We start from the raw sequence: 20,754 nt of genomic DNA on the forward strand, positions 1-20,754 counted from the left end.
ATGCGCGATTGCGCCCGGCCGGCAGATCATCGGACCGGATATCGAAACCCGTCCGATGATCTAACCCTTTGTCTTTGCGTCGGCTTTTTATCAAAAACCGCAATCCACGTTTCGGGCCGATGCTCTAGCGCGCCGCGCTACGGCCTGACATAGGTCCAGCCCTTCTCCTGCAGCTCCATGACCCGCACCACGCCGGATTTGACGAGCGTCGCCTCGGGGATCAGGCCGATCTCCTTGTTTTCCGTCTTGCTCATGTTCTCCTGCGTGTTGCCGCAGGCCTTGAATGAGATCGACGGCGTGCTCGCCGTGATCGCCTTGATCCGCGCCTTCACCGGCGAAGTATCCTCACGCAGCATGTGCAGGCCGGGGCCGAAGGTGACGATCTCGATCTCCACCTTCTCGCCGAGGTCCTTGTAGTATTGCGCCACGTTCGTCGCGTTGTTGAGCGCGAGATTCATCGTCGCCGGCTCGTTGGTGTTGACCTGCAGGATGAGCTGGTGCGGTTTCTTTTCCGCCGCGGGCTTTGCAGCCTGCGCCGTCACCTGCTTCTTCGGCTGCGCCAGCGCCGGCGGCACCACGATCAGCAACGCTGCGAGGCCGGCCAGCGAGACCCTCATGGCCTTGGCATATCCAGTCATGGTCTTCATCTCCCGTGGTTTGCGACGAGTTCGGCGACGGCTTGGGCGAGAAGGCTTGGGCAAGAAGGCTTGGGCAAAAGGGGCTTGGGCAAAGGGGCTTGGGCAAAGGGGCTTGGGCGAGGACTAAGGGCTCCGTGGCCTGGCGATAGCGCCCGGCCAGTTGCAGGCTGAGGCAACCTTCTCCCGCACCCGCTTCAGCCCGCCGAGCGCAAAGGAGCCGTCAAGGGCGGGGCCGACACGCGCGGAAAGGCGAATGGCGAGGTCACCCTCATCGGGCAGCGCCAGCAGCAGCTGCGCGACATCGCCCCGGAAGGAGACGCCGCTGCCGAACGAGGGCTGCGCGGCCGCCACTTGCACCGACTGGCCGTCATTGACGCGGTAGGAGATGGTGTAGTCGGTGCCGCCCTTGGCGAGCGCCGGGCCTGTGACGACGAGCTCGGTGCGGCCGCCGCGGCAATGGATGGCGAGCTGGCTCAGCGCGCCGTCGGAACCGCCGCGGGCCGAGGCGGTGGCGGTGACGATCGGGCTATAGTTCACCGGCGAGGTGGTTTCGCTGAGGATCCAGTTGTCGCCGCCCGGCGCCGGTCGCTCCGCCGCCGGCTCCAGACGCCGCGAGAGCTTGTCCAGGCATTCCAGCCGCTCGGCCGGGCCCATCAGGGAGCAGGAGCGCAGATGCGTCATCGGATCGGGCGCAGGGGCGGGCGTGGGACCGGGCGTGGTTTGCGCCAGGGCGGCCCCGCTCGCGACCGCCAAGGCGACGGAGAGGGCGAAGGCCTTCATTGCAGCGCCCGCGGGGCGCGCGCCTGACGATCGAGCCATTGCTGCGCCGCCGAGAACCGGTCGAGCCCGGGCACGGTCGCGGCCAGGTTGATCGACTTCCATTTCGGGTCGAAGCCCGGCGCCTGGAGCTGGTCGATCCGGTTGAACAGCGTGTCGACGAAACGGGCGACGCGCTGATAGCGGTTGGTCTGGGGCTGCCAGTTGAAGGCGACGAGCGCAGTCGGCACCGAAATGGTCGGGACGCGCTCGCCGGCCTTGATCAGTCCGGGATATTCGCCCGCCTCCAGCACGGCCGGCAGATAATAATCCTCGAACTTGCTGTCATAGGGAACGGAAAGGAACTTGAACCCCGGCTCGAAACGGCCGCGCACGAAGGCATCGACCGGCTTCGAGGTGATGAAGACGACCGCCGCCATCTCGCCCTTGCGCATCTGCTCCAGCGCGATCGGGTGCGGGATGAAGGTCTTCTCGGCATTGATGCCGAGGCGGCTGAAGATCAGCGGGCCGGAATAGGCGGCAGCCGTGCCCAGCGTGTTGAAATTCACCTTCTTGCCGGCGAGGTCCTGCAGGCTCTGGATCTCCGGCCGGACAAAGATGTGCAGCTCGGAGGGGAAGAGATTGAGCACATAGGTGATCTGCCGCCGGATCTGCGGCATCTGGTTCCGGTATTCGTCCAGCGCGTCGGAATTGATGATCGCGGTGTCGATCCCGCGCAGATAGAGCAGCGAATTCAGGTTCTCGGTGGGGCCCCGGGTCACGATCGGCAGGACATGCAGGTTCGGCCCGTCATCGACGACACGCGCCATCTCGGCCGCGAAGCGCAGCGGCGCCCCCTCGATCAGTCCACCGGCGAGGCCGACGGTCCAGGCATTCATCCGCTCCTTTTCCGCCTCATAGCTAGGCGCACGCCGCGGCGCAGCCCCGCGCACGGCCTCCAGCCGTGGGGTCTGCGCCTGCAGGTCGCCAGGCGGGAGCGCCGGGACAAACAGGGTCAAGGCGGCGAGCAGGCACAGGCATCGTCCTGGAAACAGCGTCATTCCCGAACTCCCCTTTGGCATCCCCATTCGGCCATTCGGCCGTCTCCGCCCCCGCCCGGGCGTTTTACTGACGCAAGCCGTTCAAGCGCTCCTTCGCCTCCTGGATGCCGCCGGCCTGCGCCTTCGCATAAAGCTCGCGCGCCCTCGCCGCTTCGCCCCGTATGCCATAGGTCCGCCAGGTCGAGAGGATGGCGGGGTCATAGGTTTCCGCGAGCATGAAGAACGCCCGGGCGCTGCCGGTTTCCGCGACGCGCTCGAGCACGCTCCGCGCCGAGGCGATATCGCCCTGCCCGATCAGGACGCTGGCGCGCGCGATCAGCCGTGCCGCCTCTGCCTCACCGGCGACCGGCGGTGACTGCGGCGGCGCGGGCGGTGCAACGGGCTCGGCCAACGGGACCGGCCTGGTGAGCTGGTTCGCGGCCTGGCTGGAGGCCTGATTGGCCGGCTCGGGCGTGGCGCGCGCCACCGCCGCGCGCCGCGCCGCCTCGAGATCCCGCGCCAGCGCAGCCGCCCTGCCGCGCTCGTCCTGCAGCGCCTGGCGCAGTTCCGTCGCGGTGCTCTCCGCCGCCTGCCTCAGCTTTCCCGCCTCCTCGCCCGCCTTGCGCAGCTCCGCGACCTGCCCCCCGGCGTCGCGCTGCGCCTTCGCCAGCTCGCCCGCGAGTGCGGCGCTGCGGGCGCGCTCCTCCTCCAGCGCCTGGCGCTGCTGCGCCGTGCTCGTGGCCAATGTCTCGCGGGCCGCCGTGATCTGAAGCGCCAGAGCTGCCGCCCTCTCATGCTCCTGCCTCAGCGCGTCCGCAGTCTTGGAGGCGTCTGCCGTCCTGGCGGCCTCCGCCTGCCTGAGCCCTGCGGCCTCCTCGTTCGCCTTGCGCAGTTCCGCCAGCTGCAGTCCGGCTTCGCGTTGCGCCTTCGCCAGTTCGCCCGCGAGTGCGGCGCTGCGGGCGCGCTCCTCCTCCAGCGCCTGGCGCTGCTGCGCCGTGCTCGTGGCCAGGGCCTCGCGCGCAGTTGCAACCTCGACTGCAAGCGCCGCCGCCTGCCCGCGTTCCTGTCCCTGCGCATCCGCATTGGTTTCGGCATGGACCTGCCTGAGCTGCACGGCGTCCGCGTTCGCCTTGCTCAGCTGCGCCGCCTGCGTTTCGATTTCGCGCTGCGCCTTCGCCAGTTCGCCGGAGAGCGCGGCGCTGCGGGCGCGTTCCTCGTCGAGCGCCTGGCGCTGCTGCGCCGTGCCGGCAGAAAGTTCCTGCCGCGCCGCCGCCACCTGCTGCACGAGAGCGGCTGCCTGCTCACGCTCCCGCTCCAGCGCGTCCGCAGCCTTGGCGGCATCCGCAGTCCGGGCCGCCTCTGCCTGCCTGAGCTTGGCCGCTTCGTCGCTCGCCTTGGTCAGCTCTGCGATCTGCAACTCGGTTTCGCGCCGCGACTTCGCCAGCTCGCCCGCGAGCGCGGCGCTGCGGGCGCGTTCCTCGTCGAGCGCCTGGCGCTGCTGCGCCGTGCCGGCAGTGAACTCCTGCCGAACCGCGGCGACCTGCTGGGAGAGAGTGGCCGCCTGCTCACGCTCCTGCTTCAGCGCATCCGCAGTCCTGGCCGCATCGGCGGCCCTCGCAGCCTCTGCCTGCCTGAGCCCTGCTGCCTCCTCGCTCGCCTTGCGCAACTCGGCTGCTTGCGATTGCGCCTCGCGCTGCGCCCTCGCCAACGCGCCCGTGAGCGCAGCGCTGCGGGCGCGCTCCTCGTTGAGCGCCTGCCGATGCTGCGCCGTGCCGGCAGCGAACTCCTGCCGAACCGCGGCGACTTCACCTGCGAGTGCGGCCGCCCGCTCGCGCTCCAGCTTCAGCTGCTCGGCCTCTTCGCCCGCCTTGCGCAACTGCGCCGCCTGCATCTCCAGATTGCGCTGCGCCGACGCCAGCTCGTCGGCCAAGGCGCTGCTGCGGGCATGTTCCGCCTCGAGCGCCTGGCGCTGCTGCGCGGTGTCCGCGCTCAGTGCCTCCCGCGCTGCGGCAACCTCGCGCGCCAGCGCAGCCGCCTGCTCGCGCTCCTGTCCAAGCGAGGCCGCGGCCCTTGCGACCTCCGCCTGCTTCAGCTGCGCGGCGTCTTCGCCGGCCCTGCGCATCTGCTCGGCCTGCATCCCGGCGTCGCGCTGCGCCTTCGCCAGTTCGCCCGCCAGTGCGGCGCTGCGGGCCCGTTCGCCTTCGAGGGCCTGACGATATTGCGCAGTGCTGTCGGTGAGTTCCTGCCGCGCAGCAGCGACCTGTTGCGTCAGATTTGCAGCCTGTTCACGCTCCCGTCGGAGCGCTTCCGTGCTTTTCGCCGCCTGCGCCCGCAATTGCAGCACGTCCAGCTGTTCGAGGGCCCGTCCGGCCTCGACTGGATCTTCCACCCTGGTTTCAGGCTGACCGGAATTCGGGGACTTCTGCGCATCGGGCGCCGGCGCCGTGGTCAGCTGCCGGATGTCAGCCGGCGCGCTGGCCCGGCTGGATTCGCCCGTTCGCGGCGCTGGAGGCGGGCTCGCCGCGTTCCGGTCCGGCGACGGGGCGCGCGTCGCGACCTGCGGCCCGGACTTGCCGCCATCGTCACGCTGAACCAGGCCGCCGATCCAATAGAAAAACAGCAGCGCCGCAGCGATGAGCGCGGCGGCGGCGATCGGCAGATAGCGGCGTCGCCTCGCCCGGTGCTCCGTGGCGCGATCATCTTGTCCTTCGTCTTCGAGAAGGAAGTAATTGTCATGGGCCAGCGGGTGCCAATGCGTCGGCGTAATCGTGATCGGCGCGTTATCCTTGCCGATCCACTGGCCTGTCGCCGACAGCCAGTGAGCAACGTCATAGGTTCCACTCGAATCATCCTCGAGGATGACGAATGTCCCGTCCTTCGGTGCGGTTTCGATCGCGTTGCGCATTCAATAGACGCCTGTTCAGGCGGTCTTAGCGGACCATTACGTCTCGACTTCACCTGCAGGGAAACGCCAATCCACCCCGGCAGGTTGCACGAAGGTTACACAATATTGTGGAGCTAGGCCACAAGGTGCCGGCACTGGGGGCAATCCGACAGTATTTGCACGTATTGCGCGTAAAATTCTTTTCTGCGTTTGCGCATCATCGGGACCGGGCGCGACCCTCACGATACCGATACAGGTCGGTGCGATGGCAGGGGCCCCATCGGACTGAAGCGGGCGCTGAGCCACGTCGCAGCCATGGCGCGGGCCGCGGGGCGGGATCGGACGGAGGGGGCCAGCATCCCGGAGCATGCCCTTTCCCGCAGGGGCAGCAGCGGCTGATTGCGGCGCAGGGCGAGCCCGCACCCCGGCTTCGGTCAGCGACAGGGCGGCACGGAGATCGGCGCCCTCCCCCCTAGATCATCGGACCGCATATCACATCCGGCCCGATGATCTAAGCATCTGTATTTGCATCGGCTTTGCCCCGAAAACCGCAATCCACTTTTCGGGCCGATGCTCATCTTCTTCGCTTGCATCGGCCTGCCCGAAAACCGCAATCCACTTTTCGGGCCGATGCCTTGGCTCAGAACATGAAGCCCGGGCCGCCCCACGGTCCGAAATCGAAGGCATCCTGCGCCATTGCCGCGGTCATCTGGCGTTCGTCGGCCAGCTTCTTGGCGAAGACCATCTGGCGGAACTGGGCATAGGCCGCCTGATTACCGAAATAGACGCATTGGCAGACGATCGGGTCGGCATAGACATAGACCATCTGGTTGTTGCTGACCTGCTGGACGAACTTGTTGGGCGGAAACTTGCGCAAGGTCGCCTGGCGTTCCGGCGTATTGGCCGGCTGGGGAACGAAGCCCGCCGCCGACAGCATGTCTTCCTTGTTCTGAACGACGTCAGTGGTCGACTGGCAGCCGGCCAGCGCCAGGCCGATGGACACCACCAGCCCCGCCAAAGAACATTGCTTCATCGGTCTTTCCTCCGCCCCGGATGGGATTGCGCGCCTGGACGTTCCCCAGCGCGAGGCGAACCATGGACCAGCCCTTGCGGCTTTCAAAGCGCGGCTGGCGCAACCCCACATCCCCGGCCCGCAGGACTGAAGCGGCGCCGGGGCGCCGCGATGACCAGCCCGGTCATCGCGGCGCCATGGCCCCGGGGGAAGCGGCTACTGCATATCGGCGAAGGCATCCTTCAGGCGTGAGACGGCTTCCACGACATTGGCGCGCTGCGTCGCCAGGTTGAAGCGCAGGAAGCTCGCGCCGCCGGAGCCGAAGGTCGCGCCATGGCTTGCCGCGATCTTCGCCTGTTTCTCGACCCGCGCGATGAACTCGGCCGGCTCCATGCCGGTGCCGGAGAAATCGACCCAGGCGAGATAGGTCGCCTCCAGCGGCATCGAGCGCAGACCGGGGATGCTGTCGACGCCCTCGTCGAAGAGCCGGCGATTGCCGTCGAGATAGGAGACGAGATCGTCGACCCAGGCCGCGCCCTCGGGGCTGTAGGCGGCGGTCGCCATCGCCATGCCGAAGGAATTCGGCGAGATGCCGAGCGCGTTCATCCGCGCCCGGAACGGAGCGCGCAGCGCCTCATCGGGAATGATGACATTGCCGGAATGGCAGCCGGCGATGTTGAAGGTCTTGGTCGTCGCCGTCATCATCACCAGCCGGTCGCTGATCTCCGGCGCCGCCACGGGCATGGCCAGGTGCTTGTGGCCCGGCATGACGAGGTCATGGTGGATCTCGTCGGAGACAAGGATCAGGTCGTGGCGCACGCAGAACTGCGCGATCTCCCGAAGCTCGTCGCGGGTCCAGACCCGGCCGCCGGGATTATGCGGCGAGCAGAGCAGCAGCATGCGCTCGTTGCCGGTCATCTGCGCGTCCCAGCCGGCGATATCGAGCAGATAGCGGCCGTCGACATTCGCAAGCCGGCATTCCACGACCTGCCGGCCCGCCGCCTTAATGATGCGGGCGAAGGCGTGGTAGACCGGGGTCATCACGATGACGCCGTCACCGGGCTTGGTATAGGCATCGACGCAGAGCGCCGTGCCGTTCACCAGCCCATGCGTGGTGAAGATCGCCTTCTCATCGAATTCCCAGCCATGGCGGTGCTTCATCCACCAGCGGATGGCGTCGTTGCTGGCCTGCTCATCGCCGAAATAGCCGTAGATGCCATGCGCGGCCATGGCCTCGACCGCGTCCTGCACGCAGGCAGGCGGGCGGAAATCCATGTCGGCCACCCACATGGCCAGCCCGCCGGACGGCGAAACCCCGTAATGGGTCTCCATCGTGTCCCATTTCGCGCAATGCGTGCCGCGGCGGTCGATCCACTGGTCGAATGTCTGAGCGATGTTCATCAGGGTCCTCGATGAAGGGCCGATTCGGAGAGGCCGTTTCAAGGAGAAGCAATGCCGCGTCGGAGCGCCCAGCGCCAGCAGAACGCGCGCAATCCATGCCAGCGCGGCGCGCGTGCGTGCTGCGGCAAAGATCCCGGCAACGCTCCGGCGTCGACATCTTGAACAAGGAGCGCGTCAGTCAGTATCGACAAATTTCCGTAAAGTCATCTAGCAAAATTTGAACCTTGATCTTGTGCCTTATTAGACACGCCCGCCATCGAATTCAGAAAGTTACGCACCAAAGCTCGACAGGAACATCGAATCGGGGAAGCATGACGCGGTGGCGCCAAGCAGCGCCTGACGTCTGTATTCACGGTCCCTGGCGGAGGGTGTGGATGACGACGATGATTGCTGTGACCTCCTGCGCGAGGCGGCAGCCACTTTTCCTTTTGATACCGCGTCTCGGGACGCAAAGCGGCATTGCGGCATGGATCCGGGCTTTCACGGCCGTCTCCAGGCCCGGACTTCTGCGAGCACTGATCTGAATCCTGATGCGCCCGAAACCGGGCGCAATGAGGCGGCCGGCGAACGGCCGCTGTGACGGGAGGGGGCGATGGCGGCATCGAAAGCGAGACTTTCCCAATCCTGGCCCTGGGGTCCGAGCCTGCTTGCAGGGGCGGCCGTGCTGGGACCTGGCAGCCCAGCCTTCTCCCAGGTGTGTCCAACGCCCGCTGTCGTGGTGGGGACGGCATGCACGGTCCCACCCGGATCAATCGTCACCGTCACGCCCGCCAATGCGATCGGACTGAACGCCTCCAATCCGGGCGGCGCGATCACCGCCAACGGCATCACCGTCAATCTCGCCGCCGCCACGACGATCGGCGCACGCGCCCTGGCCGGCGCAACGATCAGCTTCGACGGCAGCACGCTTGCGACCACGGCAATCACGACCGCGACATCGGCCGGTCAAATCGGCCTCCAGGCCAGCGGCAGCGGCAGCCGGGTGAGTGCGACGGGGGCCAGCCTGACGCTCGGACCGCCGAACGGAACCACGGTTGCCAGCAACATGATCGGAGCCAACGCGATCGCTGGCGGAACGGTTGCGCTCGTCAATACCAATGTCCGGATGCTCGGTGGCGCCACGGGCCAGAACAATCACGCGCTTTTCGCATCGGGCACCGGCAGCAGCATCACGTTCGAGAACGCGGCGATCACGACGGGCGGTGTGAACGGCAACCCGGCGCGGGCGGAGCTGGGCGGGTCGATTTCCCTGACAGGCGCGACGATCAGTTCCAGCGCGACCTCGGCCGCCGATGCCAATCCGGCCTCGGGCGCGCGGATCCCGAGCGGCAGCACTGGTCTGCCCCCTGAAAAGTGGCCCTCCCTGAAGTAGGCTTTCGAGCCTTTGGAGGATGCCCGTGATGCCGCAGAAGAAACATAAGCCTGAAGAGATCGTCGCGAAGCTACGTCAGGTCGACGTGCTGTTGTCCCAGGGGCGCCCAGTCGCGGAAGCGATCCGAACGATCAGTGTGACGGCGTTCACCTATTACCGTTGGCGCAAGGAGTTTGGCGGCCTGAAGTCCGACCAGGTGAAACGGCTCAAGGATCTGGAGAAGGAAAACGAGCGGCTACGGAAGGCTGTCTCGGATCTGACGCTTGAGAAGCTCATTCTCAAGGAGGCTGCCTCGGGAAACTTCTGAGCCCCTCCCGCCGCCGACGCTGCATCGACCACGCCATCATGAAGTTTGGCGTGTCGGAGCGGCTGGCGTGCCGGGTCCTGGGGCAGCATCGGCGTATCGACCAGCAGGTTTCCGCCGGCATCGCGCACGCGAAAACCGACCGTCATGTCAGGAACCCGACTTCGACACGCAGCACGCCGTTGCCGTCATAGCAGTAGACGCCCCGGTTGGTGATTTCGACGCGTTCGCCGCTCGCTCCGGAGCGGATGATCATCGCGCCGTTCAGCACCCATCTGCCGCCGCCGATATAGCTGAACACGGCCTGCGCGGTGCCGGCATCGGTGAAATAGAACTGGTTGGCGGTAAAGCCGATGGCCGAGCCGCCGCCGCTCAGCGCCATGGCCTGCATCCCCGCATAGGCGTCGCCCGCGGTGAGATACCAGCCATAGGCCGCGGTCGCCCCGCTGGGCGCCGCCTTGGCGGCGAGGTAGACTTGGCCCGACGCCGTTGCGGCATTCGTCTTGGCTTCGACCGTGGTCATCGTGCTCGCGAGCGCGGTATCGGCGGTCGCCCTTGTCGCCGCCTCGGTCTCGACCGCAGCCGAGACGCTGCCGACCGCGTCGGTGACGAGGTTCAGCCGGGTATTCGTGCTTGCGACATTCGATTGCATCCAGGCGGTCTGGGCGATCTCCTGCTGCATCTGCTCGATCGTCGGATGGCCGTTCGTCTCGACGCGCGGCACGCTTTCGGGCAGCGGCGCGGGAATGGTCAGCGGGTCGAAATCGGCCATCAGCTCAGCCTCGCATCGAGGCGCTCGACCGAGGCGCCGCTGAATGAGAAATCCGCCTCCCCGCTCCAACGGAAGCGGACGATCAGGCCATGCTGGGTGGAGAGCCCGGTATTGGAGACGCAGAGCGGCCAGCGATCGGCTCGGGCCAACGAACGCTGCAGCTCGGCCGACCAGGTCTTGCCGCCATCATGGCTCCAGGAGACATGGATCGTCAGATCGGCTTCTGTAAAATCCGCGAGCAGGCTCGTCGCCACCCGCACCGGAAAGGCCTTCAGCGGCCCGGACTGGATGAAGCCGCCGAGATCGGCGCCATTCTCCTTCAGCACATCGGACAGCCCCAGCAGATCGCCGCTCAGCCTGTCGCCAAAGACCCAGCGATCGCCGGAATAGATCGAGCGCGAGGCCCGCCAGCGCGTGGCGCCCGTGCTCTGGCGCTCGTTCCAGGCATTGGCCGCGACATCGAGCACCCAGGTGCCGGCGTCGCTGGAAACGGCGAAATAGGGCCTGCCGTCATCGACGAAGACCAGCGCCTCGATGGTTGCGACGCTCGAGGCCGCGATGAAGCGGTCGACATCGGCGGTCGAGACCGTCTCGGCGCGAAAGCCGCTCAAGGCCTTCACCGTCTTGTCGGAGGCGACGAAATAGAGCGGGTGGTTCCAGGCCTCCTCATGGCCGGCGATCGCCATGGTGGTGAGCAGCCCGACCGGCGGCACGGTCGGCGCGCGCTGCAGCGGGAACGGCGAGGTTCCGACATTCTGATAGGGCTCGATCGTGCTGCCGCCAAGCGCATAGGCCAGGCTGCCCGAAACCACGACGCGGCGCAGGCCGTCGGCCCGCGCTTCGGCCGAGGTGAAGGAGAGCGCATTCACCGCCGTGCTGTTCAACTCGCTCGCGAAGAACCTGCCATCCGGATTCGAGAACAGGAAGTAACCCCCGAGAAAATCGACGGAATTCACCGTCGTCGGCAGGTCCGCATCGGGATAGGCGCTGACCGTGGTCGCACTCAGGATGAAGGCCCCGCCGCTCTCGCGCACCGCGACGACATCCGGCGCGGACGCACCCGCAGCGACCTTGTTGTTGCGCGCCAGCGTGACGCCGTCACTGCCGGGAACCGTGCCTGAAAGCGTCGTCACAACCGCCCCGGAGACGGTCGTGACCGCCCCCTCCCAGACGATATAGATGACGCCGTTCACATCCAGCATGCCGCGAATGCCGGATTTGCCGGTCGCAGCGAGCCGCGCCAGGCCCGGCACGCGGCGGACATAGGAGCGGCCGCCCTCGGTCACGGAATAGCAGTTCATGTAGCGGCCTTCGCCCTCGCCCGGCCGTGCGCCCGGCGCCGAGGATTGCGGGAAAGGCAGGGGTTGCGGCGCCATCAGATCTGCCCCGTCAGGGAGCGCGGGTGGCGCCGGCGCAGGCCCGGATCGACGGTCAGAAGCGCGCCCGTGCCGGTGCCGATGCGCTGGACCAGCCGCAACTCCTCCTCCGCCGCCTGTCGCGCCGCAAAATCGCGCGGCCGCCCGAATTTCGGGCCGCAAACCTGCGCGAGATAGGCGACCAGCGGATCGAAGGCCTCGTCTGCGATCGCGCCGGCATCGGCGATATAGATCACGTTCTTCCGCGCCAGCAGGGCAAGCGCCGGCTCGATCCGCTGCTCGACCCAGGCTGTGTCCTCGGCATTGGGCGCTTGCCCGGAGGCAAGCGAGAACAGCTCGCCCAGCACCTCGCGGACGAGATCGGCTTTGGTCTGGCTCATGATGCGCCCTCGGAATGGAAAAGGGGCGGCCCGTGCGAGCCGCCCCTGTCGTTGTCGTGATGCTGTTGAGGCTCAGGCGGTGCCGTTCAGGCGGACCGCGAGGTTCGGCCGCACCGGGGTCACGCCGTAGAGCACGTCGAAGCGCCAGGTGCTGATATCGTCGGTGATGCCGTAGCCGGAGACGACGCGCACCGAGATGCCATCCTCGTTGATCCGCGCCTTGAAGGCCGCGCCCTCCGGCATCTCCATCGGCACGACCGCGAGATGGAAGGCGTCCTTGTGGAAGATCATCGGCTGGCGATAGCCGGTGCCGCCGGTGCCGAGCACGGTAATCGGCGCATTGTCGGCAGGCGCCGCGCTCACCGTCTTGTAGGGGCCCGACGTGATGATCGGCGGCGAGATCGTCAGCGCCGCCGGGCCGGTCGAGGCGCCGGAATCCGCGTCGGCCCTGACCACGAACTGGCGCAGGAAGGGCAGCACGTCGCCATCGACCGGGTTGACCGCATAGACGCCGGCAATGGTGAAGACGTCGCCGCCCCGGAGGATGCCGGTGGTGGAATTCGTCCATCCATCGGTGTTCAGGGTCTGGGTATAGCTCGCCTTGGAGGCCGCATAGGTCACGGCCTGGCCGGCGCCCTGGACCAGCGGCGTACCGGTAGCGACACCGACGACATGCGTCTTGACGTTCTGCGACATGTAGACGTCGGACCCATCCAGCATCGGCAGCTTGGCCTTCTGCAGGGCGTTCCGCGCCACCGTCGCGTCATGGTAGTTGTTGAAGGCGCCCTTCAGGCCGGCGTCATCGGCGGGGCTGAGCAGGCCGTAGCGCGCATCCATCGGCACGGCGAGCTCGTTCAGGCGCTCGGTGCCCTTGAGATAGTCGGGATAGGCGTCGATCGTCAGGCCGGGCGTGCCGACATAGTTCGGGACATGGCGATAGAGCCCGGCGAGATCGGAATCGATCCGGTTGGCGAAGGCATGCATCAGCGGCTTGATCTTCTCCTCGCCGATGCGCCTTGCGCCCTTGGGGCCCGAGAGGAACAGGGTCAGCTCCTTCGAGGTGAAGGACAGGCCCTTGTTCAGCTGGGTGTCGACGACGACATCCATCGTCGCCTCCTCGGCCTCGGCGACCGAGAGCGTCGCGCCCTCGCCCGGGATGAAGTTTTCGGGGCGCTTGACGCGCACCTTGTCGCCCTTCTTCCAGCCGTCGATATCGGAGGCGAACTCGCCCTCATGGACGCGGGAGACGAGATTGCCGAGCACCAGCGCGTTCTTGAGCTGGTACTGCGCTTCCCGGACGATGATGTCCTGGACCTTCAGATCATTGGCCATTGCGGCTTTTCCTTATGAATTGCGCCAGCGCTCGTAGTCGCTCATCGACGTGCCGAGGCGGATTGCGGGGGAAGCGCTGCCCCGGACCGCCGAAAGCGGAGGGCCAGCGCGCGTGGCATTGTTGCGGGGGAGCAGAACCCGCCCCTCGATGCGGCCGATCTCGCGCGCCGCCTCGAGCGGAGACATCGCGTTGATGCGGGCGCAAAGCTTGGGGTTCTGCGCGAGGTTATAGGCGACCAGCGGGGCCTTATCGCCGGCATCGAGGATGAGACGCTTGACCAGGTCGGTGGTCATGAAACTCGGCGAGGTCACGACCGTCTTGAAGTCGGGGATCGATTTCGCTACCTCCTCGCAATGGTCGACATAATCGTCGAGCATCTCGGAGACGCGGGCCTGTTCGGCGTGGTGATGCTGCTCCACGCTTTCCAGCACCTGCCGCGAGACCTGCCGCCTGTCGGCCTCATAGGCGGTCATGGCGCGCTCATAGGCGAACCAGTCCCCGCCATAATCGGCCTCGCGCGGCGGCTCTCCGACCTTGCGGGCGACCGCGGCCTCGAAACCGGCCTGATCCTGTACGGCTGCAGCAGCCGACCCGGATTTCAGCGCGGCAAGCTCTGCCTGCAATCGCTCGTTCTGCCGTCTCAGGCGCTCGGACCGCGATTTCTTGCGCGGCCGGTTCTGGTCGCCGTTCTCTGGCCCCTCCTGGCCCTCCTGGCCCTCGTCGTCATCGCCCTCGCCTGCCTCGCCTTCCGGCAGGGCCGTCTCGGTCGCTTGCGTCTCGGGCGCCGCCCCTGGAAGGGCAGCCTTGTCCCAGGTCTCCGACAGCGCGCCGTCCGCGGCCTCCGGGCCAGCCTGGTTGAAATCCTCGCTCATGCTCTGCTCATGAAAAAAGCCGCCCGGTCAGGGGCGGCGCGGTCATCGCAGCGGCCTCCGCCTCACGCGAAGGCCTGCCCGAAGCGGTGGGAACGGCGGGCGTTGGCCCCGCAGCTCAGGAATGGAAAGGCCGCCGGCCAAACCGGACGAGGCGGAGCCGTCTCATCCACTCGGTCGTTGCGGCAGGGTCCTCAAAGTGTTCAGCTGATCGCTCACGAGGGAGACGCAGCGATGCACGAAGATGACGCTGACATCCTGGCAGACCTGAGCAGCAGCCAGATCCTGATCGTCACAACCCTGATCGACCTGTTGATCGACAAGGGCCTTGTTCAACGCGGCGAGGTCGTGGCCCGCTACGACCAGCTCCTGGCGAATGCCAAGGGCAACGCGGCCAGCATCTCGGTGCTTCAGCCGATCGTCAGCGTGCTGAGCTATCTGGCCCATGACGACACGCGCGGGCTCTCGAAACCGTCCCATTGAGCGACGCGCGCGAGCTGCGGCAGCTCTGGTCTCCCGGGGCGAGATGCCAGAGACTTGGCAGGCGCTCGCGCGCCAGCGCGGACATCGGCCAGCCAGGCCGTCACCCCCCGGACTTTCGGGGCTTCCGTGCAGTCTGCAGGCATGGCTCGTAGCGAACAGACCGCCCCACTTGGTCGCAATCGGTCCAACCCTGGCGTCACTGTCAGCTAGCCGCTGGTCAGCTCGCGGCCCGTGGCGCTCGCCGCATTGCACGCTATAAGTGCGGCCCCATTCGTCGGCAGGGATCACGAGATGCAGATTGGTTTGGTTCTCTTTCCAAAATTGACGCAACTCGACCTGACGGGCCCGGCCGAGGTGTTTTACCGCATGCCCGGGGCCACGGTGCATCTGCTTTGGAAGACGACGGAGCCGGTTACCTCCGACCGTGGACTGTCGATTCTGCCGACGATGCGCTTTGACGATTGCCCCGCGCTCGATCTGATCTGCGTGCCCGGCGGCCCCGGCCAGATCGATCTGATGAGCGACGAGGAGACCCTTGGCTTTCTCAGGCGGATCGCAGCCGGCTGTCAGCTGGTGACCTCGGTCTGCACCGGTTCACTGGTGCTCGGTGCTGCAGGCCTGCTCGATGGCTACAGGGCGACCTCGCACTGGTCCTCGATCGACCAGCTTGCCTTGCTGGGCGCCATCCCGGTCGCGGAGCGTGTCGTGAAGGACCGCAACCGCATCACCGGCGCGGGCGTCACGTCGGGAATCGATTTTGCGCTCACCGTCGTCGCCGATCTCCTGGGAGAGGATATCGCCCGGGAGATCCAGCTGCAGATGGAATATGACCCAAAGCCCCCCTTCGACGGCGGATCGCCGCGTTCGGCCTCAGCCGCGCTGGTCGAGGCAACGCGCCAGAAGATCGCGCCCTTCATCGACCGGCGGCGGTTAGCGACCGAACAGGCCGCCGCCCGCCTGCGCGAGAGAGCGGAGGGTTCCGCTGACCACGTCATCGGGACATAGGCTGCGGCGGGCGCCGTGTTTCCTCTTAGTCGTCCCTTATGCCAAGCATCCGGTGCCAGATACGCCAGGCAGCATCGCAGACGTAGCTCGCCATGATGAGGACGCCGATAGCCGTAATGGCGAGCAGACCGAGCCAGATAGGGTTTTCGAGAAACTCATTCCAAAGCTGGCGCATCGGCGTCAGCCTGCAGCGAGATTGCAGACAATACCATCGTGACTTGGGCACCGTCCGCGTTTCCGGCCCACTGAGCCCCTCATCGCACCAAGCGCCTGCCCCCTGCTGCCAACGCGATCTTTGACCCGCGCTTCTTCGAACTCGAAACGCACCAGGCGCTTCAGCTCCGCGCATCGCCTTCAAGGCCGTTGCGGGTGATCACCAACGTCAACCTTCACGCCGGGCACCGTCTCGCTCCAAGGCCCTGCGCTGAAGCCATCGCGCTATCATGATCTGGGTCGTAGTCCCGATACCCAAAATCAGAATGGCGCAGATCCAAACTGAAAACGTTACGACGTCTATAGCCAAATAGACCAGAAACAAGAGTATTGGCAGATTCAGCAACCAAGCGACGGCGCTGTATTTCTCATCATGCCGGGTAAACCGTCCAACCGCGTCATCTATGCGCTTCAGGGGGTGAACGCTTTTGATGTTATCTTCCGACATTTCCCACCCCTGCCGAGACCATCGAGGAATCTACAACAGGCTGATGGCTGCCGCGTTAATCCGATCGATAAAGCGTCCGCTACTCCTGCCGCTCGAAAATCGGCGTCTTCGGCGCGGGCGGATGTCACAGGGGCGCTCCTGCGGCTGGAACGCTCAGCGCTTTTCCGGGCTTTGCAAGCGCATCTCGATGACCTTCACGGCGAGGCGGTCGACATAATACTTCTCGACCGTCTCGACATATTGCTCCGCAAAGGACTCGCCATCCTGCATCGCCACGGCCTGTGCGGCCTGTTTCCGTTCAGGCGCGCAGGCGAGTGCTGCCAGGCGTGCGACCACCAGCGCGCTTTCCGTGCTCTTGGCATATCGCGCCGCTGTCGCATCCGCGCAGGCGCGCCATTTATCGACCGCCTGTTTCGCATCCTGCTGCGCAGCAGCCATCGTGGCGATCAGGCATCCGGCAGCGGCGAGGACGTGCTGGCGCATCGCAAAACTCCCAGCCAATCGGTTTCTGGCTTTAGCCAAAGGCGGCGGGACTGACCGGCCGCAGCGTCAGGTTGCACCTGTGTCGCCCGTCTTTCAAGGCGGGACTGGCCGGCCACGCGAAGCGGCAGGGCATGGCGGCCGGAGCGCCGCCGCCCCTCAGCGCTCCCGGCGCGCAATCTCCCGGGCCACATCCAGCCACAGCTTCGTGGCCCGCTTGTCACCGCGCTGCCGGGCAAGCAAGGCGATCTGCTGCGCGGTCTCGAAGGCGGAAGGGCCTGCCCGCTTGATCAGCGCGCCGGCTTCCTGCCTGACCAGCTGATGGCGATCAAGCAGGTACTCACCGGCGAACGACGCGATCACCTGCAAGAACTGAAAGGGACCGAACATCGCTGAGCCTGAGCCGGGAGTAGTGCCTCAAGGGGCCATATTCCGGTGAGACCTGCAAGAACATCTGATGGCAGGCGCAGCGCCATTTGCACGCGAAAACCCGCTGGAGCGGGGCCGCCGTCAGGACCGCATCAGAACTTCAGCCCGTCACGCTGGGGGCGTCGAGGGTCCACGGTAAGATACAAGATCGTCGCGATCGCGATGATGATCACGATGCCCCACCAGCCTCCAACGGTGGTGAGCAAGACCAGCGCTATCGCCAGCTTGAGCGCGGCAATGGCCGCCCATCTCACCACGGTCGCCAGAACGCCCTTCATCTCTTCAGCCCAGGCTCCGCTCCATGACGATGGTGCGTTCCTCGCCATGATAGCTGTCGCGAACCGCCGTGAAGCCGAGCCTGGCATAAAATGGCTCCGCGGTGACGGAGGACGGAACGGCCAGGACCGCGACGCCCCTGTCGCGGGTCGTCTGTTCGATCTGAGCCATCAGACGCTTGCTGACACCCTGGCCTTGAAGGTCAGGGCGCACGAAGACGCTCCGTACCACCCGCCCATCCAGGCTTGCCGTGCCGACAAGCTCTCCTGCGGCCATGGCAACGAACACGGTGCGCCTGGCCAGCAACTCCGCCACGGCAGCGGGGCCAAAGCTTCGTTCCACCCGCTCGATGACGTCGCGAGAGTAGTCCCTGGCATTGGTCTCGCGCAGCGCGGCGAGGATCACCGCGCTGATTGCCTCAGCGTCGTCCGGCCGCGCAGGGCGAATATGGATGCTCATCGCTCGCCTCTCCGAACACTGGAAGGCCAGACCTACCAGCCGATCCGGCTTGCGGCCAACGTCCCCTTTCGACAACTGGCCCAAGCGCCCTCGCCGCCCGCTGGACGGAGGCCCGACTCATGATAATCAGACACCAAGGCCTGCGCAGCCTGCCGCTCGCTCCCGTCCGGGAAAGGTGAAAGCGCAACCGGCCTTTCGGCTTGCCCCTTCTGGGTGGTGTGTCAGCAATGCGAGCCCTGACCTGTCGTTCCGCCCGGAAAGGCTTGAACAATGCGCAGTTTTCAGGACTCGAAATCCATGGCGAGGGACCTCAGGCAGGCCCTGGCAGCCAAAGGCCATGTGCTCTCGCATGGCGCCTGTCTCGAACTCGTCGCAAGGCAGTTCGGATTGGCCGATTGGAATACGCTCTCGGCGCTGATCACCCGGATCGATGAGAGGCGGCAGCCGCTCCCGGCGGCGGATGGATGGCACCCGACCGGGATGACCGATCCGACCAAATTCAGGATGGGGCTCGACCCGCGCTCCCCGGGCGTCGCCCTGATCGAATGCCTGGCCGATCCGGCGCTGGACGCTCGGGCGGCCGAGATGTTCGGTTGCCTGATGCAAAGCGTCTCGGCCGAGCGCTATCGCGGGCAGAGGCTGAAACTCTCGGCCCAGATCCGGGGCGAGGAAGCCGGGCTCGGCTCGCTTTGGCTGCGGGTCGACAACGGCGCGGGCACCGTCCTACGCTTCGACAACATGCTGGAGCGGACGAGCGACGGCCCGATCTCGGGCACCACCGAGTGGATCAGCCGCACGATCGTTCTCGATATTCCCGCGGAAGCCGCGAGCGTGCATTACGGCTTCTTCCTGAAGGGACACGGGCAGATGCGCGCCCGCATCTTCGATCTGGAGCCGGTCGATGCCGCGCTGCCGACCACCGAGATTACCCCGGTAAAGCCCAGGCGGGCCCTGCCCCGGAGCCGGTCAATCTGCGCTTCCAGCAGGGCCGGAAAGGCTAGCCGCTCAGGCGATGGAGGGCGCATTGTCGCTCTCCATCACCGAGGCCGCCGCGTTCGTCTGTGCCAGTCACCGGGGCGCCCGCTTTCGCCCCGTCCATTCGGTCGTTGCGGAAAGTTCCTCAAACTGTTGAGCTGGCCGCTCACGCAGGAGACGGAGCTCCCGTGTCCTCATCCATCGCTGAGCCTGATCGGGTCCATTCACCCTGCGCCCCTCAGCGCTTGCCATACTCCGTGAAAACGTAATCCCGTGCTTTCACTCCGGTGTGGCAAGAGAACCCGCACTTGGCGTCGTTCCCCTGCGGCGGCTGGTCGGCCAGGGTGCCAGGTGTGAACACGTTGGCCGCGGCGTCATGGTTGAACACGGCCCATCCCCATCCGCCGCTATCTGCGAACCTGGTGCTGTCCTTCACCATGAAATCGACGTCATGGAGCGTGCCCGGCACCGTTGTGTCCGGGAAATACTGGTTCTTTGCCGGGTTCCAGTGAATCTTCGCCATCTTTGCGCCATCGGGGAAGGGTTTGCCGTTTCCGGGAATGCCGGCCAGGTAGGCCTCGATCATCACGGGATTGGCGAGGATCACGGCGACCAGCTTGTCGTTCTGGCTGGTGGCAACGACCTGCCAGCTTTCGTATCCCCTGAACTCGGAGAACGCGAGGCCGCCCGGCACTCTCAGCGCGTATTTGTCCTGTTGGGCGAGCGCCACGCCGCCAAGGACGGCGAGCGTCGCGCCAAAGGCGACGGCGGACGCGAGCGGCAGAGTGCGGGACGGCGAGCGAGGCTGTTCAAACATGGCTCCCTCCTGATGAAGGCGCTCGGAGCGATGCGCGGCGTGCACCATACCATGCCTGCCTTGATCCAACCTGCCTTGATCCAGCCTTCCTCGACCCGGCTGCACCGCGCGCACCGCCCCATGATGACAGACGCTCGAAACCGTCCCATTGAGCAGGCCCACGCGCGCGTTCGCAGCCCTTCTTCCCTAGCGGCAGAGGCGCTAGACTTTCGCCGCGTGCGGGCGGGGGCTTGAGGACCGGGATGAGTATCGAACTGCGCGATGCCTTGCCGAGCGATCTCGCCGTCTGTCACCGCTGTCTTGATGACGTCGCCCGCGAGGGGCGCTGGCTCTCACGATTGAGCGCGCCGCCGATCGAGCGCTACGCGGCCTTCGTCGCCGGCCTGCGCGAGGCCAATGCGCCTCAGGTCGTGGCGGTCGATCGCGAGGTGGTCGGCTGGTGCGACATCGCCCCCGATGCCTCGCCCGTCCGCGCCCATGTCGGCAACCTCGGCATGGGCCTGCTCGCCAGTTATCGCGCGTTTGGGCTCGGCCGGCGCCTGCTCACGCTCGCGCTCGACCGGGCGCGTCAGCGCGGCCTCGAGCGCATTGAGCTCTCGGTTCTCCACGACAACGAGCCGGCGCGCGCGCTCTATGAGCGGCTCGGTTTCCAGATCGAAGGGCGGCGCCGGCGCGACTGGAAGCGGGACGGCGTCTATCGCGACAGCATCCTGATGGCGCTGGATCTCGGCGCCGGCCAAGGGTGAGGTTCGCCGCAGGCGGACAGCGGGACTGATGGGGGCAGATGCAGCGGCGCCCTGGCGTCGCGCGGGTTCCGCGGCTTGAGGCGCCGGCAGTCTCGCGGCCAGACATCGCGGCCTGTTCGCCATTCCTTCCCCGCTATTCCCCCTCCGGCGGGCCCTTTCTCGCCTAATTCGTGCGACGTTTGTCGGCGTCTGCAGCCCCGTTTCTCGCTTTGTTCCGGTTGCCGAGCGCAGGTTCGCGAGACGTTCTCGCGCCACGGCTGCACAGCCAGGTCACGAGGAGACGCGC

General features: G+C 66.5%; 21 protein-coding genes and 1 pseudogene. 6 read left to right on the forward strand and 16 right to left on the reverse strand.

What is annotated here, in order from left to right; translation table 11 throughout:
* Nucleotides 1-137 precede the first annotated feature (137 nt).
* The 6 genes from BIWAKO_RS28470 to BIWAKO_RS28495 form a co-directional block, all read right to left on the reverse strand.
* Nucleotides 138-638 (reverse strand): DsrE family protein, encoded by a 501-nt coding sequence (locus tag BIWAKO_RS28470; protein WP_069882881.1) that lies wholly within the window; start codon nt 636-638, stop codon nt 138-140.
* 123 nt (nt 639-761) lie between these two features.
* Nucleotides 762-1,418 (reverse strand): hypothetical protein, encoded by a 657-nt coding sequence (locus tag BIWAKO_RS28475; protein WP_074471625.1) that lies wholly within the window; start codon nt 1,416-1,418, stop codon nt 762-764.
* Nucleotides 1,415-2,455, reverse strand: a complete 1,041-nt coding sequence (locus BIWAKO_RS28480; RefSeq protein ID WP_141740270.1) for a TAXI family TRAP transporter solute-binding subunit — start codon at nt 2,453-2,455, stop codon at nt 1,415-1,417. The genes BIWAKO_RS28475 and BIWAKO_RS28480 overlap by 4 nt, the downstream gene beginning before the upstream one ends.
* 64 nt (nt 2,456-2,519) lie before the next feature.
* Nucleotides 2,520-5,339, reverse strand: coding sequence for a coiled-coil domain-containing protein (locus tag BIWAKO_RS28485; RefSeq protein ID WP_069881512.1), 2,820 nt, complete (start codon nt 5,337-5,339; stop codon nt 2,520-2,522).
* Nucleotides 5,340-5,958: 619 nt separating this feature from the next.
* Nucleotides 5,959-6,351, reverse strand: a complete 393-nt coding sequence (locus BIWAKO_RS28490; RefSeq protein WP_069881513.1) for a hypothetical protein — start codon at nt 6,349-6,351, stop codon at nt 5,959-5,961.
* Between the two features lie 195 nt (nt 6,352-6,546).
* The gene (locus tag BIWAKO_RS28495) at nt 6,547-7,731 is read right to left on the reverse strand and encodes a MalY/PatB family protein (protein ID WP_069881514.1); all 1,185 of its coding nucleotides are present in this window, start codon (nt 7,729-7,731) and stop codon (nt 6,547-6,549) included.
* Between the two features lie 592 nt (nt 7,732-8,323).
* Here BIWAKO_RS28495 and BIWAKO_RS28500 point away from each other — a divergent pair.
* The gene (locus BIWAKO_RS28500; RefSeq protein WP_141740271.1) at nt 8,324-9,103 is read left to right on the forward strand and encodes a hypothetical protein; all 780 of its coding nucleotides are present in this window, start codon (nt 8,324-8,326) and stop codon (nt 9,101-9,103) included.
* A gap of 28 nt (nt 9,104-9,131) precedes the next feature.
* A pseudogene (locus BIWAKO_RS35610) lies at nt 9,132-9,529 on the forward strand (transposase); the annotation flags it as partial.
* A gap of 23 nt (nt 9,530-9,552) precedes the next feature.
* Here BIWAKO_RS35610 and BIWAKO_RS28510 read toward each other — a convergent pair.
* The 5 genes from BIWAKO_RS28510 to BIWAKO_RS28530 all read right to left on the reverse strand — a co-directional run bounded on the left by BIWAKO_RS28510 (nt 9,553) and on the right by BIWAKO_RS28530 (nt 14,140).
* On the reverse strand, nt 9,553-10,179 hold the full coding sequence (locus BIWAKO_RS28510; RefSeq protein ID WP_069881516.1) for a hypothetical protein: 627 nt from the start codon (nt 10,177-10,179) through the stop codon (nt 9,553-9,555).
* Nucleotides 10,179-11,555: a hypothetical protein gene (locus BIWAKO_RS28515; protein ID WP_069881517.1), complete on the reverse strand. Its 1,377-nt coding sequence runs from the start codon at nt 11,553-11,555 to the stop codon at nt 10,179-10,181. The genes BIWAKO_RS28510 and BIWAKO_RS28515 overlap by 1 nt, the downstream gene beginning before the upstream one ends.
* On the reverse strand, nt 11,555-11,935 hold the full coding sequence (locus tag BIWAKO_RS28520) for a hypothetical protein (protein WP_069881518.1): 381 nt from the start codon (nt 11,933-11,935) through the stop codon (nt 11,555-11,557). Before BIWAKO_RS28520 ends, BIWAKO_RS28515 begins: the two co-directional genes overlap by 1 nt.
* 72 nt (nt 11,936-12,007) lie before the next feature.
* A complete protein-coding gene (locus BIWAKO_RS28525; protein WP_069881519.1) occupies nt 12,008-13,267 on the reverse strand; it encodes a P22 phage major capsid protein family protein in 1,260 nt (419 codons plus the stop codon).
* Between the two features lie 12 nt (nt 13,268-13,279).
* Nucleotides 13,280-14,140: a hypothetical protein gene (locus BIWAKO_RS28530; RefSeq protein WP_069881520.1), complete on the reverse strand. Its 861-nt coding sequence runs from the start codon at nt 14,138-14,140 to the stop codon at nt 13,280-13,282.
* 231 nt (nt 14,141-14,371) lie between these two features.
* Here BIWAKO_RS28530 and BIWAKO_RS28535 point away from each other — a divergent pair, with 231 nt between their 5' ends.
* Entirely contained in the window at nt 14,372-14,620 is a 249-nt protein-coding gene (locus BIWAKO_RS28535; protein ID WP_069881521.1) for a hypothetical protein, read from the forward strand.
* Nucleotides 14,621-14,911: 291 nt separating this feature from the next.
* Entirely contained in the window at nt 14,912-15,625 is a 714-nt protein-coding gene (locus BIWAKO_RS28540; protein ID WP_069881522.1) for a DJ-1/PfpI family protein, read from the forward strand.
* Nucleotides 15,626-16,439: 814 nt separating this feature from the next.
* Here BIWAKO_RS28540 and BIWAKO_RS28550 read toward each other — a convergent pair.
* The 4 genes from BIWAKO_RS28550 to BIWAKO_RS28565 form a co-directional block, all read right to left on the reverse strand.
* Nucleotides 16,440-16,769, reverse strand: a complete 330-nt coding sequence (locus tag BIWAKO_RS28550; protein ID WP_069881524.1) for a hypothetical protein — start codon at nt 16,767-16,769, stop codon at nt 16,440-16,442.
* Nucleotides 16,770-16,925: 156 nt separating this feature from the next.
* Nucleotides 16,926-17,156, reverse strand: a complete 231-nt coding sequence (locus tag BIWAKO_RS28555; RefSeq protein WP_069881525.1) for a hypothetical protein — start codon at nt 17,154-17,156, stop codon at nt 16,926-16,928.
* A gap of 131 nt (nt 17,157-17,287) precedes the next feature.
* Nucleotides 17,288-17,473: a hypothetical protein gene (locus tag BIWAKO_RS28560; protein ID WP_069881526.1), complete on the reverse strand. Its 186-nt coding sequence runs from the start codon at nt 17,471-17,473 to the stop codon at nt 17,288-17,290.
* Nucleotides 17,474-17,477: 4 nt separating this feature from the next.
* On the reverse strand, nt 17,478-17,930 hold the full coding sequence (locus tag BIWAKO_RS28565; RefSeq protein WP_069881527.1) for a GNAT family N-acetyltransferase: 453 nt from the start codon (nt 17,928-17,930) through the stop codon (nt 17,478-17,480).
* Between the two features lie 297 nt (nt 17,931-18,227).
* Between BIWAKO_RS28565 and BIWAKO_RS28570 the strand changes: the two genes are divergently transcribed.
* Nucleotides 18,228-19,166 (forward strand): glyoxalase superfamily protein, encoded by a 939-nt coding sequence (locus BIWAKO_RS28570; protein ID WP_069881528.1) that lies wholly within the window; start codon nt 18,228-18,230, stop codon nt 19,164-19,166.
* On the opposite strand, the gene BIWAKO_RS28575 is transcribed toward BIWAKO_RS28570, so the two are convergent.
* Complete coding sequence (locus BIWAKO_RS28575) at nt 19,144-19,722, reverse strand: cytochrome P460 family protein (protein ID WP_069882884.1); 579 nt, start codon at nt 19,720-19,722, stop codon at nt 19,144-19,146. The genes BIWAKO_RS28570 and BIWAKO_RS28575 overlap by 23 nt on opposite strands.
* 242 nt (nt 19,723-19,964) lie before the next feature.
* Here BIWAKO_RS28575 and BIWAKO_RS28580 point away from each other — a divergent pair, with 242 nt between their 5' ends.
* Nucleotides 19,965-20,468, forward strand: coding sequence for a GNAT family N-acetyltransferase (locus BIWAKO_RS28580; RefSeq protein ID WP_069881529.1), 504 nt, complete (start codon nt 19,965-19,967; stop codon nt 20,466-20,468).
* The last annotated feature ends 286 nt before the right edge of the window (nt 20,469-20,754 follow it).

Source organism: Bosea sp. BIWAKO-01 (genome assembly GCF_001748145.1).
Classification (GTDB): domain Bacteria; phylum Pseudomonadota; class Alphaproteobacteria; order Rhizobiales; family Beijerinckiaceae; genus Allobosea.

What these genes read in the sequence shown, in the direction of transcription:
- BIWAKO_RS28470 (WP_069882881.1), bottom strand. Translation starts at nt 638, where the DNA reads ATGACTGGATATGCCAAGGCCATGAGGGTCTCGCTGGCCGGCCTCGCA.
- BIWAKO_RS28475 (WP_074471625.1), bottom strand. Translation starts at nt 1,418, where the DNA reads ATGAAGGCCTTCGCCCTCTCCGTCGCCTTGGCGGTCGCGAGCGGGGCC.
- BIWAKO_RS28480 (WP_141740270.1), bottom strand. Translation starts at nt 2,455, where the DNA reads ATGACGCTGTTTCCAGGACGATGCCTGTGCCTGCTCGCCGCCTTGACC.
- BIWAKO_RS28485 (WP_069881512.1), bottom strand. Translation starts at nt 5,339, where the DNA reads ATGCGCAACGCGATCGAAACCGCACCGAAGGACGGGACATTCGTCATC.
- BIWAKO_RS28490 (WP_069881513.1), bottom strand. Translation starts at nt 6,351, where the DNA reads ATGAAGCAATGTTCTTTGGCGGGGCTGGTGGTGTCCATCGGCCTGGCG.
- BIWAKO_RS28495 (WP_069881514.1), bottom strand. Translation starts at nt 7,731, where the DNA reads ATGAACATCGCTCAGACATTCGACCAGTGGATCGACCGCCGCGGCACG.
- BIWAKO_RS28500 (WP_141740271.1), top strand. Translation starts at nt 8,324, where the DNA reads ATGGCGGCATCGAAAGCGAGACTTTCCCAATCCTGGCCCTGGGGTCCG.
- BIWAKO_RS28510 (WP_069881516.1), bottom strand. Translation starts at nt 10,179, where the DNA reads ATGGCCGATTTCGACCCGCTGACCATTCCCGCGCCGCTGCCCGAAAGC.
- BIWAKO_RS28515 (WP_069881517.1), bottom strand. Translation starts at nt 11,555, where the DNA reads ATGGCGCCGCAACCCCTGCCTTTCCCGCAATCCTCGGCGCCGGGCGCA.
- BIWAKO_RS28520 (WP_069881518.1), bottom strand. Translation starts at nt 11,935, where the DNA reads ATGAGCCAGACCAAAGCCGATCTCGTCCGCGAGGTGCTGGGCGAGCTG.
- BIWAKO_RS28525 (WP_069881519.1), bottom strand. Translation starts at nt 13,267, where the DNA reads ATGGCCAATGATCTGAAGGTCCAGGACATCATCGTCCGGGAAGCGCAG.
- BIWAKO_RS28530 (WP_069881520.1), bottom strand. Translation starts at nt 14,140, where the DNA reads ATGAGCGAGGATTTCAACCAGGCTGGCCCGGAGGCCGCGGACGGCGCG.
- BIWAKO_RS28535 (WP_069881521.1), top strand. Translation starts at nt 14,372, where the DNA reads ATGCACGAAGATGACGCTGACATCCTGGCAGACCTGAGCAGCAGCCAG.
- BIWAKO_RS28540 (WP_069881522.1), top strand. Translation starts at nt 14,912, where the DNA reads ATGCAGATTGGTTTGGTTCTCTTTCCAAAATTGACGCAACTCGACCTG.
- BIWAKO_RS28550 (WP_069881524.1), bottom strand. Translation starts at nt 16,769, where the DNA reads ATGCGCCAGCACGTCCTCGCCGCTGCCGGATGCCTGATCGCCACGATG.
- BIWAKO_RS28555 (WP_069881525.1), bottom strand. Translation starts at nt 17,156, where the DNA reads ATGTTCGGTCCCTTTCAGTTCTTGCAGGTGATCGCGTCGTTCGCCGGT.
- BIWAKO_RS28560 (WP_069881526.1), bottom strand. Translation starts at nt 17,473, where the DNA reads ATGAAGGGCGTTCTGGCGACCGTGGTGAGATGGGCGGCCATTGCCGCG.
- BIWAKO_RS28565 (WP_069881527.1), bottom strand. Translation starts at nt 17,930, where the DNA reads ATGAGCATCCATATTCGCCCTGCGCGGCCGGACGACGCTGAGGCAATC.
- BIWAKO_RS28570 (WP_069881528.1), top strand. Translation starts at nt 18,228, where the DNA reads ATGGCGAGGGACCTCAGGCAGGCCCTGGCAGCCAAAGGCCATGTGCTC.
- BIWAKO_RS28575 (WP_069882884.1), bottom strand. Translation starts at nt 19,722, where the DNA reads ATGTTTGAACAGCCTCGCTCGCCGTCCCGCACTCTGCCGCTCGCGTCC.
- BIWAKO_RS28580 (WP_069881529.1), top strand. Translation starts at nt 19,965, where the DNA reads ATGAGTATCGAACTGCGCGATGCCTTGCCGAGCGATCTCGCCGTCTGT.